Consider the following 18145-nt stretch of genomic DNA (forward strand, 5'->3'; position numbering starts at 1 on the left):
TGCAGCTTCAGCCTACAGGGATCTCCCCGTTTCCAGAAGCGCCTGGATTCCCCGGCACAAAGCCCGGTAATGGCGGCTTTCCTCCGGAGCTTCCTCCATTTCTCCGATCATCTGTCCCAGCAGATTGTCTTTGTTTCTTTGCTTTAACCGCTCCAGATCATAGGCAGGTCTTGTATCATCCACCCATTCCACCAGATTGCCAAATATGTCCATTTCTTCCTGCTCCAGCAAAAGATCCGGAGACCTCCTGCCCTGCAGGCGAATCTTATAAAGATGCTCTGTTCCCATTTTTCTGACAGCAGCCTCTATTCTTTGTCGTATTTCGTAAGCCGTGTCTCTTTCTGTCGTTTCCACAGAGAGAGGAATGTACTTTCGCCCCGCACTTTTCACAAACCGAAGTGTTCCTCCGGTTTCTTTCCACTCTCCCAAAAGATACCCGTGATCGCCGGTATCACTGCGGTCCGTCGGCTCCAGCGCGCCTGCATAGGCCGCCCTTCCCGCTGCCAGTATCCCCGGCTTGTGGATGTGTCCCAGCGCCACATAATCATACCCCAGCCGAAGCAGGTCCTCTTTTCTGAAGGGAAGGTGTGTTTCATCCCCTCCATGAAGCAGGAGGATCTCCTTCGGCTGAAGATGCCTTCTCCTCCAATCGGCGGCGTCCAGCGGCTCCCTGATCTCCCGGCTGTGATAGCTTTTTCCATATACCGCCGTTTGCAGCTGCGGAAACTCCACCCATTCCATTTCCTGTCCTCTGCCCAGGAAATGCACCTGCTTTTCCCAGGGAAAATCGGCATAGCAGGATCGGTATGTCATATGGTCATGATTTCCTGCGATCAATACCACCTGGGTCTTTTGCAGGTCGGCGAACATGGCGTTGACTTCCCGCAATTCTTTTTTCAGGGGTTGACGATGGAACAGATCCCCGGCGATCAATAGCAGATCTATCTCCTCCCGGTTACAGATCCGAATGATCCGTTCCAGACTCTTCCACAGCTCCCCCGGTCTTTTGTCGCTGTACGCCTTTCCCGCCTCTGGCTTTGCGCCCAAATGCACGTCTGCGATGTGTATGAACTTCATCCGCCTCTTCTTCTCCTTTTTCTGCTTCTTTCTCTGCCGGCAGCGTCACCAGAAATGTGGTGTATTCCTCGTCGCTTTTTGCCAGGATCCGTCCCCCGTGCAGCTCTACGATCTCTTTTGCTATGGCAAGCCCCAGTCCGGCCCCTCCGGTTCCGCTGGATCTGGATCCGTCCACACGGTAGAATTTCTCAAAGATCACCTGGATCATATCTCCCGGAATCTTTTCTCCCCGGTTGATGACCCGGATCTCCACCCCCTCCTTTGTTTCCTTCGCCTGGATCCGTATGGGGGTCTCTTCGTAGCAGTAGGCGATGGCATTTCTCAACAGGTTGTCAAATACCCTTGCCAGCTTGTCCGGGTCTCCGTGGATCACCAGATTTTCTTCTACCAGCACTTCGCAGGTCAAACGTTTTTCCTGAAGGACTCCATACAACTCATCTGCCAGCTGCTCCAGCATAAAGGACAGATCGATCTCCACCTTCTCCAAAGCGATCTCCTGCATATTGTACCTGGTGATATCAAAAAATCCATTGATCAGATCCCCCAGACGAAGGGATTTTTCCAGAGCGATCTTCGTATACTTGGCCCGCTCTTCTTCACTGAGTCCTCCCTCTTTATGCTCATCCAGCATCGTCAGGTATGCCACAATGGATGTCAACGGCGTTTTCAAATCATGGGCCAGAAACAGCACCAGATCGTTTTTCTTTTTTTCCTCCTGCATGGCTTCCATCTTCTGCCTGCGAAGTCTGGCCTTGATCTCATTCATGCGGATCTCTATGGGCTTCAGCTCGGTGATTAGCTGGATGGAGGAAGAGGACTCCGAAGCGATGTTTTCAATTCCATCTCCGATCTGATCCAGGTACTGGATCATTTTTGAGAGAGAAACATAGAAAAAGACGGCAAACAACAGAAGAAACCCTATGACCAGAAATAGCGGTTTATTATTTCCCACAATCTCCCAATACAGCCGGATGGCCTCCTCTTCCTCCACCCGGAAGGCCTGCAGCACCCGGACAAACCCATTGGCAAACCTGTCATTATAAACGCCGTCAATAACATAATGCAGCAAAAAACCGCCCACTACCAGCGTCATTCCGGTGACCAGCAGTGTCTGGATCAAAATACTGATTTTCAGCTTTTGGTAGTTACTCTTCAACCTTGTAGCCAACCCCCCATACCGTTTTTATAAATTCCGATTTCCCGGAAGACGTTCCCATCTTTTCCCGTAGATGGCGGATATGCACCATAACAGTGTTATTGCTGTTTTTGTAATAGGTTTCCTTCCAGACGGTTTCAAACAGCTCCGCCGGGCTCACCACCCGTCCCTTATTTTCGCAGAGGAACCACAGCACATCAAATTCTATCGGCGTCAGAGTCAGAGGCCTCTCGTTGAAGATGCATTCCCGGGAATGCCGGTTCAGCACCAGTCCGCCTACCACCATCGTTTCATCCTCTTCCCTTCCGCCGTCATTGTACTGAGTGTATCGTCGAAGCTGCGCCTTCACTCTTGCCACCAGCTCCAGCGGGTTAAAGGGTTTGAGGATATAATCGTCTGCCCCCAGTGTCAGTCCGGTGATCTTGTCAATGTATTCCGTCTTTGCCGTCAGCATGATCACCGGGAAGGTATAGGTTTTTCGGATCTCTCTTAAGATCTGAAAACCGTCCATCCCCGGAAGCATGATATCCAGGATCGCCAGGTCGATCCTGGTCTTTTTGATACATTCCAATGCCTCTTCCCCGGTGTAAAACTTAAACACCGTATATTGGTCATTTTTCAGATACAGCTCCACCACGTCGGCAATCTCTTTTTCATCATCCACTACCAGAATATTCATGCTTTCCTCCTTTTTGAAGTTGGGACGGGAGAAAACCTCTCCCGTCCCACGCGCCGTTGTCCGTTGTTTATTTACAGTTCACAGTTATTGACTGTTCTTGGGAACGGGATCACATCTCTGATATTGCTCATTCCCGTCAAATACATGATGCATCTTTCAAATCCCAGACCAAATCCGGAATGTCTCGTGGATCCATATTTTCTGAGATCCAGATAAAACTCATAGTCTGCCCGGTTCAGTCCCAGCTGGTCCATTCTTGCCAGAAGCTTCTCATAGTCATCTTCCCTCTGGCTTCCTCCGATGATCTCTCCGATTCCCGGCACCAGGCAGTCTACCGCCGCTACCGTCTTTCCGTCCGGATTCTGCTTCATGTAGAAGGACTTGATCTCTTTGGGATAGTTGGTTACAAATACCGGTTTTTTGAAAATTTCTTCGGTCAGATATCTTTCATGCTCCGTCTGAAGATCTGATCCCCAGCTCACCGGATATTCAAAATTCTGGTTATTCTTTTCCAGAAGCTCTACGGCTTCCGTATAGGTGATTCTTACAAACTCCGAATTTCTGACATGGTTCAGCCGATCCAGAAGTCCCTTGTCTACGAAGGTGTTGAAGAAATTCATCTCTTCCAGCGCCTCTTCCAGTACGTATCCGATCACATACTTCAGCATTGCCTCCGCTACGTTCATATTTTCTTCCAGATCTGCAAAGGCCATCTCCGGCTCGATCATCCAGAACTCTGCCGCGTGGCGTGTGGTGTTGGAATTCTCCGCGCGGAAAGTAGGCCCAAAGGTATAAATATCCCGGAAAGCCTGTGCATAGGCCTCTCCGTTTAACTGACCGCTGACGGTCAGATTGGTCTCCTTTCCAAAGAAATCCTCATGAAAATCCACTCTGCCTTCTTCGGTCCGCGGCAGATTCTCCATGTCCAGCGTCGTCACCCGGAACATTTCTCCCGCTCCCTCTGCGTCGCTTCCTGTGATCAGCGGGGTATGTACATACACAAAGCCTCTTTCCTGGAAAAACTTATGAATGGCATACGCCGTCAGAGAACGGATCCGAAAGACTGCCTGGAAGGTATTGGTCCTGGGTCTTAAATGAGCGATGGTCCTCAAATATTCAAAGGTGTGACGCTTCTTTTGCAGCGGATAATCCGGAGCCGACGCTCCCTCGATCTCCACCGTATCTGCCTGTATTTCAAACGGCTGCTTTGCCTCCGGCGTCGCCACCAGGGTTCCTGTTATGATAACTGCCGCCCCTACGTTCAGTTTGGATACCTCTCCAAAATTGTCCAGCGTATCATGGTATACGATCTGCAACGGTTCAAAAAACGTTCCGTCATTTAATACGATAAAGCCAAACGCCTTGGATCCTCTGACGCTTCTGACCCAGCCTCCTACCGTAATCTTTTGGCCCAAAAACTTCTCCTGCTCTCTGTATAATTCCTTGATCTTTACAAAATCCATCTAACTGCTCCTTTATCCTGCTATACTTTTCTTCATATTGTTTCATTATATCTCTTTTTCTGCTTTCTGTAAACGGTCCTGGAAAAGAACCTGCCAACGAAAAAGAAGTACCCTTCCTTATGCCCGAACCCCCTCTCTTCCAGCATGCACATCCCAGAGGGCGCAGCCACACATCGCGCAACAACTTCTTACCGGAAATACATTTGCAAAAGATCATTCCCCTGGCTGCCTGCGCCAACACGCTTTTGAGAGGGAAACGTACGCAGATGAGCGCACACTACAACAGGCTGACGCTTCCCTTCCCGGGAGCGTCAGCCTGTTTGCTTCAATGATGCAGAGCGGGTTACGACCCGCGCTATTTCTTTTTTCTACAGCTTTACTTTACACGCTTTCTTTTGAAAGCCCTACCGGCCAGGATCATGGAAGCGACTGTCAAAAGACTGTATAGTACAACCGGACTGGTTTCTCCGGTCTTTGGTGATGTTCCCGGTTTCTTCACATCTTTATAGGTGTTCGTTACCAGGAAGTTTGTAGTGTCTCCTGCTATTTCGGACGTATACCCGGCAATCTTCTCTTCCTCAATGGTATACTTGATTTCTTTTCCGTCCCGATACTGTTCCAACCCTGCAAAGGTATGCTGCCAGTTCTTTTCTTTTGTCAGGACAGCCTTTTCTATCTTTTTCCCATCTGCAAGCAAATAGATGACTGCAGAATCTGCCGGTTTCCCAATCCACTTTTTGGTCACGGGAACGGATACTTTTCCCTTGATGGTATTGGTAATGGTCAGGAGCGTTTCTGCCTCTCCGGAATAAGACGCCGAATACCCTGTTTCTTCCAGTTCTTTTACCGTATACTGGATCTCTTTGCCCTTCTTATATTTGGGCAGATCTTTGAATGTATGCTTCCAGCTGTCCTTCGCCGTCAGCTCATACTCTGCCGCTTTCTCCTCATCTGCATAAAGTTCTATCCGGACGCTCTCCGGTCGAAGCCCTTTTGCATCCTCGTTATCCACCCACACTTTTTCCACCGGTATATCTATGTGTTCCGGGGTATATGTATTTGTGATCGTAGTGCCCTCAATGCTGGCTTCATAGCCGGGTACTTCTTTTTCCGTTACAGAATATACGATTTTATCCCCCTTTTCGTCAAAGGTGGGCAGATGTGTGAAGGAATATTTCCAGTTTCCTTCTTTCGTTGCTTTTGTGGTCATCTGGGTCTCCCGACCGTTTTGTACCAGAATTACCACTACTTCATCCGGCCGCTTCCCATCCTGATCCTCCCCGTCGTTCCATACCTTCTCTCCTGACAGGGAGATCTCCGGGTTCATCAGGTCATTGACGATATGATACGAATACGTCTTTCCCTGTTCCCTTACCGCAATGGGGATCTCTTTTTCTGAAGCGGTGTAGCCTGCAAGGCCTTTGCTTTCCTTTAATACATAGTCTCCGTAGGCCACATCTGAAAACACAACGTCCCCACTTTGATCTGTCAGCTTTTTCTCCACGACTTTGCCGTCCTTTGACAACGTAAATTCCACTCCCGCAAGAGCCTTTTTTCGTGTCGTGTTGTCTGTTTTGTGAACAGAGATCGTTCCCTTTTTCCGCTGGTTGCTTATAGTAAGCTCCGCTTCTTTTTCTGTCCCGGACAGAGTTACCGGATACTCTTTTGTGGACACTACATAGGGCGCCTGCGTGCTTACTTCACGAACCACATAGGTTCCATGCGGAACCAGCTCAAATTGCGCCTCTCCCTTTTCGTCCGTCGTTACATTCGCGATCTTCTCCCCTTTGTAATTTACCACTTCCTTCCCATCCTGCGTGCGGATACTGAAAACCGTATCCGCGATCCGCTTAGGTGATCCGTCCTCATTTTTCTCGTCTGCCGATGTTTTTATGATGTGAACGCTGCCATATTCCGGAAGCAAGGCGACATTCATGATCTGCTGGCGGTGCGTCGGCGACAATGTATATTCTCTGGTCTGTGCTGTGTTTTCTGTGATAGAGGTCTCCAAAATCGAATTGGCTACTTCTTCTCCGCCGGATGTTTTTCCCTGGAACGCCTGACTTGCCTGTTTATCAAAAGCCACCAGATAGTTTCCTCTCTTATATACGGGTAAGGAGTAGGCTCCCTTGTCATCGGTTTTCCCTTTGATCTCTTTTCCGTTAAAGTCTGTGGCTGCCGTACCATCCGGATTTACGATTCTCACGCCGACATTGGAAGCCAGGATATCTTTGTCGTCATATTGTCCGTTCTTGTTCAGATCCAGATAGGCGATTCCCTTTACCAGATACGTCAGGAAATCTACCGACACCTTATTTCCTTCTGTGTAATTCTTCCCATTTGTACTGAACGCAGAGGAATTTACTGCCAAAGAAGTCTTCTCATCAAGCTCTTTGTCTCCCGGAATCCGGGCCGGAATCACAATATTCAATTCTTCCTTGGGCTTTAACACCTGTCCTTCTTTCAATGAAATCTTGACAGATTTTACTTTTGTGAAGTCCGTTACCTGGTCTCTGGTTACCCAGACGCCGTCACGCACACTCCCCAGGTCCGTTCCCTGATCGGACAACTGGTAGAAAAACTCTACTTTTTCCAGAATATCCGGGTTTGCTTCTTCCAGCGAGCCGGTAAGGGGCGTTGCGTAGGTAGACTTTCTCTCTACGTAAGCATTCTGCTCATTGGGGCTGATACTGTGATCCCCCACTGCAGGCAACACATCCAGGATCGACAGCTTTTCCACGTCCTTAATGGAATTGTTGAAAAGGTTTATCTTGTACTGAATGGCATACCCCAGATCGCCTGTCGCACCGGTCGCATATTCGCCGTCGTAACGGACGGTATTGTTCAGGAGCAATTCCAGCGGTGGAACAAAGGTTACCGTCGTGTCTTTTTTCATAAAGATCTCCGAAGTATCCCCATCCTGATCCAGATCCAGGGCATCCACATAATCATTTTCCCGATTATTTCCGGTTCCATACGGACGAATATAATCGTTTTCATCATACGTCAGGTAGTTGGTAAATTTGTTTTCTCCCCGTGCCGCATACTTCGTAGCCCTCAGTTCCAAATAAAGGGGATAGTAAGAAGCCGGCGTCACCCCGCCATACTCTACTATGACGGCAGTTTTCCCTGTCCCTTGAAAGTTCTTTACTTCGGTAACTTTCGGTTCAATGGGGTTAGTTCTCCACTGTGAGTCATACATCCTTTTCTCAAACTTGCCTGTGTACTCAAACCCGGGAGGCAAAAGGGTGATCGTGCGGACGTTGGGAATTTTTTCCAGATCCCCATATGTGGCAGAATCATGATTGATTCTCGGCAATGCCGGGCCCACCAGATATCGAAAGGTGGCATCGTTGGCATATTCTACGACACGCGGCTCATCGGCAAACTCGTTGACAACCGGGTGCAGGGGGGATACCAGAAAATACGTCGGAATGCTCGCTGTTCCCTTCTGTCCCAGATAGGCTCCTTTGACGTATTCTTTTTTTGCTGTGTCATAGTAGCTTACACTCGTAGAGCTGTTGTAGGTAAGGGAGCCATCTGACAAAGCGTCCAGCTTCTTCATTTCTTCCTCTGACAGCCACACTCTTTCACGTAACTGGATCCCTGCGTTATCCAGTACAATCGGTTTTTCAAATTTGACGACAATTTCTTCATAGTTCCCGTGCTTATCCTCGATCAAAACAGGCGTATCATACTTGACATGCTCCTGAATCAGATGCTCGGTACCCGCTTTATCAATTCCGTACAGCTTGGTGTTTCCGTTATTGATGGCATCGATTACAGCCTGCCTGTGTTCCGCATTATAGGGATTTTGCTCGTCTGTTGCATATGTTGTGATCGTTGTGCTTTTAAAATAGACACCGGCCGAATCCAGCCTGCTGTAGACTGCTTTTATCTCTGTGGTCTCTCCTCCGGAATATCTGTTTTCATAACTGGAGCCATTATTGACATTCACCGCCCTGATACGAAGAGGGATCCCTCTTTCGTTCATCCTGTAGGCACCTTTATAAATCTTCCCGTCAAGATAGTGGTATTCCGGGCTGTAAATATATACAAACTCTTCGCCGATATAGTGATCCGCATGGCTGTGCTTGCCATAACTAAATCTGCCATTTTGAGAATAGGGAACCGGCTTAAAATAAAAGGTTTCTATTCTCCTGCCAACATACTCTCCGCCGTTTCCGTTTTCGTCTACGTTCTTATAGTAGTCGATCGTAATGGGAATATCCTTATTGACAGATACCGCTCCCGGCGCCAGACGGATATTCGCACCGACAGCCTGGCGGCCATTGGTCCAGTCCGCCGGACTTCCGATCTTATTAAAATTTACATTTTCCAGGAGAATCTCCACCTTATTGTCATGGATATTCTTCGTGTGCTTTCCTGCTCCGTGAACGCCAACGGAGTCTGCCCTCATGCCCGGCTCGTCCTCCGGAAACGTGTAAACGACTTTGATGTTCTTTGGGATCTCCATTCCGACACTTTCATTGACCCCCTCTATCTTATCCGGATAGATCGCTGAAAAAACATTGGTTTTCGGAATAGTGTTCGGAGCAGTTTTGGCGTCGCCCATCTGTTCTACGTAGCCGGTCACGACATAGCGATGTCCATTCTCTGTTGCTTTCTTTTCAGAGTTTATCAGACCCGAATTTCCATGTACCGACCACAGAGCAAACCCTATCGTCCTAACCACATACTTGTGTGTCGTTTCCTGAATGGGCGTACCGTCGCTTTGATACAGTCCGGCCTTCACTTCGATGCTGTCGTCATTTCTCGCATGATTTCCGTCAAATTTAAAGAAATATTGATAGCTGTAGTGTGTTCCTCCCGTGATTCTGGGATAGGTGTATTTTACATAGTTGTATTCTCCATCCTCGTATCTTTCGGTTGTTCCCGCCTGGGAATCCACAAAACGCAGATCCGTGATCTTATCGGTTTTTGGCACCCGGATCAGAAGATACGGAGCGTCCACGCTGTACGTATTCCCGGAAACGTCCAGGTCCACCACACTGTCTACCTGCTGCTGGGTATACCAGACTTCCGGCAGCTCTTGCAGACCATTTTCCGTCAGTCTCGCAATTTTCAGGTCGATCTTTTCCGTATCCTCCTCTCGCAGACCGGTCGCTTCTGCCGCACTTCTCTCAACAGCCGCTTCCGGTACTTCCCTGCTGTCTTCCATCAGACCGCCAAAGCCTCCTGCCAGGCTTTCTGTTTCTGTCGCTTTCCCGGTCTGGCTTTCTTCCACCGATACTCCTGCTGCCGCAGCCGGATGATCCTCTGCATAAACCAGATTGATGCCAGGCAGGATACTGGTCATCAGCATTGCCACCGCCAATATGCCTGCTGCAATTTTTTTCCTGTTGCCTTTCATAATGCATCTCCTCTCTCAATCCTTTCAAGCTTTGTATAAGCTGTGTAAAAAGCACCAAACTTTGTATTAAAAAAACGAAAACAACGCACCCCCTCCGGCTACGCATTTTCGTCTTCTATCACAGGATTCTCTATCCTAATTCTGTCTGTCTGTCTGTCTGTCTGTCTGTCTGTCTGTCTGTCTGTCTGTCTGTCTGTCTGTCTAAAAATTGTTTCATGGTACGCACGCCCTGTCAAGCTGTTTTGCCTGCTTTTCTATCAACTTTCTATTCTAAACTTTCTGATCCTCTATATTCTATCACTGATGACGATTCCTGTCACCATTTTTTAGGGAAGTCTGAAATTTTTCTGGCAGATATGACCCTGCACGTCTCCCGTCACTGTCCTTGCAGGATAGTATTCCATCGATAATAACCAGGATACCTCCCCTTCATTTTAAAACCTTTCCGACTTGTTTCTGTCTTGTGCACAGAACAGCATTGCCACACCTTGATTTTCCACCGCTATCATGCTATACTTCCAATCGCTACTAAAAGCCCCAAAAACAAGGTCTTAAGGGCTTTTCGACGATTTCCGTCGTAAAATGAATCGAGTGTTCGCGACCTTCCACTCGTAAAACAAAACTAAAGGAGAATTGCTATGAAACAAAAAAATGTAATCTTTCTGACGCAGGCTGCTATGATCGCAGCCCTCTATGTGGTGCTGACCCTTGTGTTTGCTCCTTTTTCTTTTCAGGAGATCCAGGTTCGGCTGGCAGAGGCTCTGACCATCCTGCCCGCCTTCACGCCCGCCGCCATTCCCGGCCTGTTTGTGGGATGTCTCATCGGAAACATCCTTGGCGGAGCCGCTTTGCCGGATATCCTGTTTGGCAGCCTTGCCACCCTGGCGGCCGCCTTTCTGACCTATGTGCTGCGAAACAGATCTCCCTTTCTGGCACCGGCCCCCCCTGTTCTGGTCAACGCGCTTGTGGTTCCTTTCATCCTGCGGTTTGGATACGGAATCCTGCTTCCCATTCCTCTTATGATGCTGACGGTAGGGATCGGAGAACTGATCTCCTGCGGAATCCTGGGAATGGCGCTGTATTTTGTACTCCATCGCCATCGATCCACGATCTTTGGGGATCTTGCCTGCTAGTATGCCGGCAGCTCTCTTTGCTCTTCTGATTCGGAAGATCAAAGCCCTATACTGACATTTCCCATGGCGTTTGCAGACTGACGAAAGTCTTCAAACGTCATGGTTTTTTCTTCCCCTGTTTTCCCATCGGTATAGAAAATCTGCCCGCTGCCGTAGCCGGTCATCAGGATGGTTTCCTTCTCTCCCAGGATCGCCAGGATCAGGCGGTTCTGTCCCACCAGATACAGTAACTGTTCCAGGCTGCATCCGGAAAGATCCATCTCTCTTCCTCCCTTTAAAGCCTTTGCCGCCTGCAGCGGAAGTTCTCCTTCTTGCAGTTTTTCCACCAGGGCAGCCTCGTCCGCTTCCCTTCCAAACACCTGATATCCGGCTTCATAGCTGCCGTCTGCCCACAGGACCTGCTGGTAGGAATCTACCGCCAGTCCTTTTTCTTTTTCCGCTGCCAAAACGGCTTCTCCTGCCTGCTCAAAGATGCCCTGCAGTTTTCCCTTTCCGTATACAAAATACCGATCTGTCGGTGTTACATCCTCTTTTTTCGATTCTTCTGTCTGCTTTCCTACTTCCATTACCACCGGGTTTTCATACAGAACCTGTTTGGGATTGAGGAATTTAGGATCCTTATCGGAAATTCCATTCTCATACGTCAACCGCCACTGCGTTTCTTTCAGTTCCGTCTGATAGCTGGTCAGTTGAATATTGCTCTCCTTCTTTTCCGCATTATTGGTGATATAGTCCGAGCTGTCCGCCACATAATAATTCCCGCTGTTTTTTACCCGCTCCAGCGTGATCATATTCTCGGAAAAGACGGCTTTTCGCACATACGTCCCTTCCTGCTGGTACGTTTTTTTCAATTCTTCTTTTTCGTTCTGGATCTCCAGCTTATACATGGGAAGGATCTCTTCTCCGGAAAGAAGCATTCCCTTTTCCTCCTCCTTTGCCACTCCACAGACAAAGTCTCTTTGGACAAATCCCAGCGGATATCGGATCTCTCCCTTTGGATCTTCTATGGTCCAGAAGCGGTTCTCTTTCAGATCCCGCACGATCATCAGAGCTTCTCCTTTTTTCGGGGAACGGTAGGCCGCCATGCCGGCTTCCCGGGACAGAACCCATTCCCCTTCCTTCAGTCCTTCCGCCAGAGCCTTTTCTCCCCCTGTCTTCAGGTTGAACTGATACAGGGTTCCGTCAGAGATCACATACAGAAGCTTTTTGCTCCGGTTGTAATAAAAGACATCTGACAGCTCATGTTCCGCTGCCTCCCCCGATGTATCGGTGGACAAAAACGCCTGCTCCTCCACCGAGTTTTTTCGGATATCGTACACATATACGGCAAGTCCGGTCTCTCCTTCGTGCTCTCCCCGGTTCATATATCCGGAAACGGAAAAAACGGTATCTCCATCCTCTTCCACATCCAGGATCTGCACGCTGTGATGGGGCGTCAGGTTCCGGATATCCTTGCTCTCTGCCGAAGAAAAGCTGAACACCAGCGCCAGCTCATCTGTATTTTTATTGTAATTCCAAAGCTCATTTGCTTCCACAAAGGACACGATGGAGCCATCCTGGTTGACGCCATAGGAAATATCGTCAGAGGTGATCCCCAACTGGATTCCCTTCTCATTTAGCACATGACGGGTCGCGTCAAATACCTGTTCCATTTCTCTGTCATAATCCAAAAGGTATGTGTCCGACGTTCCTGCTGCGTGTCTGACCTTGAAAAATTCTGTCACCTGATACAGGTCGGTTTCATTTTCTTCTCCCTTACACCTTACACGGTATTCCAGCTGCACCGCCACATAGGAGGAAGTGATCTCTTTTACGTTCCAGCGTTCTCCCTGCTCCACCTGAGGCTTTAAGCCTCCCCATGTCACATGGTCAAAGTCGGATTCGATGGTGACCTTTTGGAAGGTGGTGTTGTCCGCATCCTCCGAAGGCTCTATCGCCGTTCCGATCCCCTGGTCCTCTCCCTTTTCCAGTGCATTCTCATGAAAATCCCGGATGTAATCCAGGCTTTCACTCACCGATTTCCCCGCCTCCGGCGTCAGTCGTGTATAATAAAACACGTCTTTATCTCCCTTTACATGGAAGACCATTTCCAGCCAGCCATCCTGTTCCTTCCATTCTTCCTCCAGTTTGACCTGAAATTTGACCCCGGGGGATTCTATGGATCCTTTCTGGCGTTTTTCTTTTCCATCCAGAGAATACACGGTGTAACTGACGCGCTGGATCTTTGCCTCGTAAGGCTCTATCCGAACGTCCAGCTTTCCATCTTTGACAGGCGTCACCGTCTCCCGGATCGCCGTCAGATCTCTCTTTGAAGCATAGCCGGGCAACGTATTCAGCCCATACCCGTTGTAGGAAAACGTAACCTGCGGGTATGTGGCCGCCCCCATATCCGCCGTCATGTTGTCGTTTCCCTTATTGGTAAAATATTCGAACACAAGAACCGCCAGGATAAATACTCCTGCAAGTATCGCTCCATGGGTCAGTCGTTTTTTTCTGCTCATAGCATTCTCTGCCTTTCTTTCAGAAGCCCTGCAATGGAAGGGGTCACATGAAGAGCCGCTTCACAGTTTTCCAGAGCTTTTTGATCCTTTTTGATATGCCCCGTCCGAACGGCCCGGATCAGAATATTTTTGGGCGTGTGCTCCATTTCGATAAACTCCAGGATCTGAGCCTCGTAGCCGCAGGCCTCCAGATGCTCTGCCCGCAGTGCGTCCGTCACAAGCGCCGCGATCCGTTCTTTGATCAGTCCATATTTTAATACAGGTGCCAGCGTCTCATTCCGGATCTGTCCGTTTAATTCATGCTGACAGCAGGGAACTGCCAGGATCACATCCGCTTCCCATTCCACCGCCTTCTGCAGCGCAAAGTCCGTCGCCGTATCACAGGCGTGCAGGCTGACCACCATATCAATCTTCCTCTCCCCGGTATAATCTGCGATATTTCCGTGCTGAAACTGCAACTTCTCATATCCATACGCTTCCGCCAGACGGTTGCAGTGGTCTATCACCTCTTTTTTCAGATCCAATCCGATGATCCTCACATCATATCCCATCTTTTCCCGCAGATAGTAATACATGGCAAAGCTCAGATACGATTTCCCGCATCCAAAATCCAGGATCGTCACTTCCCTTTCCTTATCCAGCGCCGGCAAAACATCCTCCACAAACTCCAGATACCGGTTGATCTGGCGGAACTTATCCATGCGGGAGCGAACGATCCTGCCTTCTTTTGTCAGCACTCCCAAGTCTAAAAGAAACGGAACTGCATCTCCTTCTTCCAGGATATACCGTTTCTTCCGGTTATGTTCCCTGGTAATTTCTGTTTTGCTCTGTACCGCCTTCTTTTTGATGGTAAGCGTTCCCTTTTTCCCTGCCAGGACGGTGATTCTCCACTGTCTGGTCTCTATCTGTAGCTGTTTCATCTCCCGCATCCCCTCCAGGATCGCCAGAATGGTCTCTTCCTTTGAAAGATTCTGGTGAAATGCCTGATGATTTCGGAAGGTTTCTATCTGAAAGCATAGTTCTCCCTTTTTCATCAAGGGTCTGATCCTTTGCTTTTCTATCCCGCCTTTTTTTCTGGGACCGCTGATCACTGCCCCTGCAAAATCCATATTCAGTTGTTCTTCCAATACTTTTTTTAATCTCTCCATAGCAGATTCATTGTACTGTTTTTTCCCCTGAAACGCAAGCGGGCATTTGTGCCCTGTATCGTCACAAACACCCGCATTTTTCTGTTTCCTTTCCTTCTCGTTTCCCTGCGTTATGCTTTCCCTGCTTCTTTTTCAGGAGAAGGGCTTTCTTCCTCCCGGCAGGGCATTCTCCTGGCCTGAAGAGGGAAACGTATGGTCACCTTGAACAAATCTCCGTCCACATACACATCGAAGGTTCCTCCCTGCAATTCTGTCAGCGATTTGGCAATAGAAAGTCCCAGTCCGCTTCCTTCCGTACTTCGGGAGATATCTCCCCGGATAAACCGTTCCGTCAGCTCCTCCGCCGGAATGTTCAGAGGATTTCGGGACACATTCTTCAGGCAGAACACCGCCTGGTTTCCACCCTGGATCTTCAGATCCGTGTAGACCCTTGTCCCTTCCATCCCATATTTGGTCACATTGCTGTAAATATTTTCCAGTACCCGCCACATCCGTCGTCCGTCTACATACACCACCGTTTCCTTCTCCGGAAGGCACAATACCTCTTCCATCCGCCTCTCCTGAAAGCGTTCTTCAAATTCTCCGCTTACCTGCTGGATCATTTCCACCAGATTGATATTCATACACTCTAGCGTGATATTCCCCGAGCTGGCCTTGGATGCTTCTACCACATCCTCCGTAATGGTCTTCAGTCTCTGCGACTTTTCTTCAATGATATCCAGGTATTTTTGTATCTTGGGATCTTCAAATTTCTCTTTCTTCAAAAGTCCCGCATAATTGATGATGGAAGTCAACGGTGTCTTAATATCGTGGGAAACATTCGTGATCAGCTCTGTCTTCATCCTCTCGTTTTTCAGATTTTCTTCCAGCGCCGTATCAAACCCGTTCCCGATGGCATTGACCTGCTCTGCTGTCCTTAGCATATCTCCTTTCAGTCCCTCCAGCGGAACCTTGTAGCTTACTTTTCCTTCTGCGATCTCCTGGATCCCCTTCTGGATCTTTTTCCGGCTCAGCTCTCTTCTGATCAGATAGACAAACACAGCCCCTTCCATGATTAGCAGCACCAGGGTTCCCTGGTAAATTCCTCCGGCAATGATGATCCAGTGCATCAGTATGAATCCCAGAAACAGCAGGATCGTCTTCCATACCTGATTCAGATTTCTAAACAGAGTCCTCGTAAACCGGCAAAGTCTTCCGGTCACGCTGTTTCTCCACACCTGTTTTCCCTTGATCTTCCTGACGATACTCAGGTAGGTCACAAAGAACCATCCGCAAAGAGCCACCGCTCCCATCGCCATGACCACCATTTCCGGAATCAGGCTGTAATAGATTTGAGAAATGCTTTCTCCCTGCTCCGGATAATAAGAGCCACTGATTCCTCCCATTTCCAATACCGGCGCGGTGATCAAAAGCGTTCCCAGAAAAAATCCGGCCAATAGAATCTCTATCGGAAGGCGATCCAGAAAAATATAGTGCAGATCGTCATCCTCCGGCTTTCTTCCGGCCACCGTTGTCAGCCAGATCAGGATGCCTAAAAAGAGGACGGAAGCGATGCAGCCCGAGAGCAGTAATGTATTTCCCAGATGTCCGTATTTTCCAAACAGACGGCTTTCCTGGTAAAATTTGTCCTGGATCGGATAGTGGGTGTCCACTCCAATGGCCAGCAGGTCATTTCCGGTCTTGCCGCTAAGTCCCGTCAGCATGGCTCTCCACCCGGATGCCTGCGTCCGTTTGATATTGGTTTCAAATTCTTCCAGCCGGTCGGTTACGATCACAAACCGCCCCATCTTCCGAATCTGTTTCAGGCTTTCTTTCCAGTTGTCAGCGTTTTCAAAGCCTGTCCGGTTTGTTTTGACCGTACCTGCAGTAAAATTACAATACAGATACGCCAGATTGGTATCCCCTTCCCGGTAGCTTTCTTCCAGTACCGCTGCAGAATCCGCCTCCATCTTCACCTGGTAGGCAGCACTGCGGACCAACTGGTAGGCCGTCTCCAGTTTTCCGTTCCAATCCGGGTTTTCATTGGCGATCTCCAGAATATCTGCTTTTCCCTGCGGCGGATACTTCTCCTGGATCCATAGTCCGTCATAGCTCCAGAAATTGGTATAGACCACCTTGCCTTCTTTGTCCTGGATCACGGAAGTTGTCATTTCGTTGTCTTTCTGCACATTTCCCCGTTTCAGATCCACCAGAACCTGATCTACAAAGTCATCTCCTCCCATCTCCTTCGCTTCCACAAACTGGAGATTCCCGGACTTGATCTCCTCTGCAAAGTTCTCGTACCAGAAGTACCGATACCCGCCTCCTTGTTTCTGACATACCACGATAGGCGGCGGAGCTGCTCCGGGATCCAGACTGTCCTCCCCTTCCTTCTCCCACTGGTCTCCCCACTGGTAAAGATCACTCAGGCGGTATTCCAGCCCGCTGGATTCCTCCGGCTTTGGCACTCCCTCCTCCACATAGGCCTTCACATCGATCACATCCGTGGATTCTTTGACGTTTTCTCCGCCAAATTTCTCCTGCATCGCCACGCCGTCCAGGAGCTCTCTGGCAGACTGCTCCACCGTATCTCCAAAACTCACGCTGTTTTCGTAGGTTTTTGCCGGCCTGCCCGTCAGCCATTCCCGAAACAGCTCCGGATAGGATGCCAGCAAAAACAGATCCAGGGCCAAAATCACCGCCAGCGCATGCGCAGTCAGGATCAAAAGGCCTTTTGTGATCCCGCTGCAATACCATTTCTTTTTCATGTAGCTCCCCGCTTTCTATGAATACTTTTCAATCTTGTAGCCTACTCCCCAAACCACTTTCAGGTATCTGGGCTCCTTGGGATTGATTTCTATCTTTTCCCGAATATGGCGAATGTGGACCGCTACCGTATTGTCCACGCCGATCGCCTCCTCGTTCCATATATTTTCATAAATCTGGTCAATGGAGAAAACCCTGCCCTGATTTTTTACCAGAAGCAGCAAGATATTATATTCCAGTGGAGTCAGCTTGACCGGCTCTCCCTCTACCGTAACCTCCTTTAGCGCATCGTTGATAGACAGTCCGCCCGTCGTATACACCTCCGACCCCGTCTCTGACAGGGTGCTTCCCAGCTTTGTGTAGCGCCGCAGCTGCGACTTGACTCTGGCTACCAGCTCCAGCGGGTTAAAGGGCTTTGTCACGTAATCATCCGCCCCCACATTTAGTCCCAGGATCTTATCGGCATCTTCTGATTTTGCAGACAGGATAATAATCGGAATATTATTTTCCTCCCGGATCTTCAGGGTGGCCCGGATTCCGTCCAGCCTTGGCATCATAATATCTATGATCAGAAGAGACACCTGTTCTTTCTTCAGGATTTTTACCGCTTCCTCTCCATCATATGCCTTGATCACCTGAAAGCCTTCCTGCTCCAGATAGATATCGATGGCTTCCACAATTTCTTTATCATCGTCACATACTAAAATTCTTTCCATCGTCTTCACCCCCTCCATACTATACAAGAATATCAGCCAATTTTTAAGAGTCTCCGGGTAAAATTCTTAATATATTATGAGTTTTTCTGTCTGCCGGATCGTAAACGATATCTTTCGGGCTTCGCCATGACAGCCTCCTTTCCCTACCATGAT

Annotated in this window: 10 protein-coding genes; 1 reads left to right on the forward strand and 9 read right to left on the reverse strand. The window is 48.9% G+C overall.

All coding sequences use genetic code 11. From position 1 onward, the window contains the following. Window positions 1-12: 12 nt before the first annotated feature. The 5 genes from FYJ34_RS05770 to FYJ34_RS05790 form a co-directional block, all read right to left on the reverse strand. Window positions 13-1068, reverse strand: a complete 1056-nt coding sequence (locus FYJ34_RS05770; protein WP_330582608.1) for a metallophosphoesterase family protein — start codon at window positions 1066-1068, stop codon at window positions 13-15. Beyond that, entirely contained in the window at window positions 956-2233 is a 1278-nt protein-coding gene (locus tag FYJ34_RS05775; protein ID WP_154476970.1) for a sensor histidine kinase, read from the reverse strand. The genes FYJ34_RS05770 and FYJ34_RS05775 overlap by 113 nt, the downstream gene beginning before the upstream one ends. Continuing rightward, complete coding sequence (gene vanR / locus FYJ34_RS05780; protein WP_154476972.1) at window positions 2223-2912, reverse strand: VanR-ABDEGLN family response regulator transcription factor; 690 nt, start codon at window positions 2910-2912, stop codon at window positions 2223-2225. Before vanR ends, FYJ34_RS05775 begins: the two co-directional genes overlap by 11 nt. Window positions 2913-2983: 71 nt before the next feature. Further along, window positions 2984-4375, reverse strand: coding sequence for an asparagine--tRNA ligase (gene asnS / locus FYJ34_RS05785; RefSeq protein WP_154476974.1), 1392 nt, complete (start codon window positions 4373-4375; stop codon window positions 2984-2986). 376 nt (window positions 4376-4751) lie between these two features. Next, on the reverse strand, window positions 4752-9749 hold the full coding sequence (locus FYJ34_RS05790) for a Cna B-type domain-containing protein (protein WP_154476976.1): 4998 nt from the start codon (window positions 9747-9749) through the stop codon (window positions 4752-4754). A 638-nt stretch (window positions 9750-10387) separates the two neighbouring features. On the opposite strand from FYJ34_RS05790, the gene FYJ34_RS05795 reads away from it, so the two are divergent. Beyond that, complete coding sequence (locus tag FYJ34_RS05795; protein WP_154476978.1) at window positions 10388-10882, forward strand: QueT transporter family protein; 495 nt, start codon at window positions 10388-10390, stop codon at window positions 10880-10882. Window positions 10883-10920: 38 nt separating this feature from the next. Here the strand turns inward: FYJ34_RS05795 and FYJ34_RS05800 are convergent, their stop codons facing one another. From FYJ34_RS05800 to FYJ34_RS05815, 4 genes are all read right to left on the reverse strand, one after another. Continuing rightward, window positions 10921-13383 carry a hypothetical protein gene (locus FYJ34_RS05800; protein WP_154476980.1) on the reverse strand — a complete coding sequence of 821 codons (2463 nt, stop codon included), beginning with the start codon at window positions 13381-13383 and terminating at the stop codon, window positions 10921-10923. Next, entirely contained in the window at window positions 13380-14531 is a 1152-nt protein-coding gene (locus FYJ34_RS05805) for a class I SAM-dependent methyltransferase (RefSeq protein WP_154476982.1), read from the reverse strand. The genes FYJ34_RS05800 and FYJ34_RS05805 overlap by 4 nt, the downstream gene beginning before the upstream one ends. Before the next feature lie 110 nt (window positions 14532-14641). Beyond that, entirely contained in the window at window positions 14642-17278 is a 2637-nt protein-coding gene (locus FYJ34_RS05810) for a sensor histidine kinase (protein WP_154476984.1), read from the reverse strand. A 15-nt stretch (window positions 17279-17293) separates the two neighbouring features. Further along, the gene (locus FYJ34_RS05815) at window positions 17294-17992 is read right to left on the reverse strand and encodes a response regulator transcription factor (RefSeq protein ID WP_154476986.1); all 699 of its coding nucleotides are present in this window, start codon (window positions 17990-17992) and stop codon (window positions 17294-17296) included. Window positions 17993-18145: the final 153 nt, after the last annotated feature.

The sequence above is a fragment of the Suipraeoptans intestinalis genome (genome assembly GCF_009696485.1).
Taxonomy (GTDB): domain Bacteria; phylum Bacillota; class Clostridia; order Lachnospirales; family Lachnospiraceae; genus Suipraeoptans; species Suipraeoptans intestinalis.

Coding starts and splice junctions, on each gene's coding strand:
- FYJ34_RS05805 (WP_154476982.1), bottom strand. CDS start 14,531: ATGGAGAGATTAAAAAAAGTATTGGAAGAACAACTGAATATGGATTTT.
- FYJ34_RS05795 (WP_154476978.1), top strand. CDS start 10,388: ATGAAACAAAAAAATGTAATCTTTCTGACGCAGGCTGCTATGATCGCA.
- FYJ34_RS05815 (WP_154476986.1), bottom strand. CDS start 17,992: ATGGAAAGAATTTTAGTATGTGACGATGATAAAGAAATTGTGGAAGCC.
- asnS (WP_154476974.1), bottom strand. CDS start 4,375: ATGGATTTTGTAAAGATCAAGGAATTATACAGAGAGCAGGAGAAGTTT.
- FYJ34_RS05800 (WP_154476980.1), bottom strand. CDS start 13,383: ATGAGCAGAAAAAAACGACTGACCCATGGAGCGATACTTGCAGGAGTA.
- vanR (WP_154476972.1), bottom strand. CDS start 2,912: ATGAATATTCTGGTAGTGGATGATGAAAAAGAGATTGCCGACGTGGTG.
- FYJ34_RS05790 (WP_154476976.1), bottom strand. CDS start 9,749: ATGAAAGGCAACAGGAAAAAAATTGCAGCAGGCATATTGGCGGTGGCA.
- FYJ34_RS05810 (WP_154476984.1), bottom strand. CDS start 17,278: ATGAAAAAGAAATGGTATTGCAGCGGGATCACAAAAGGCCTTTTGATC.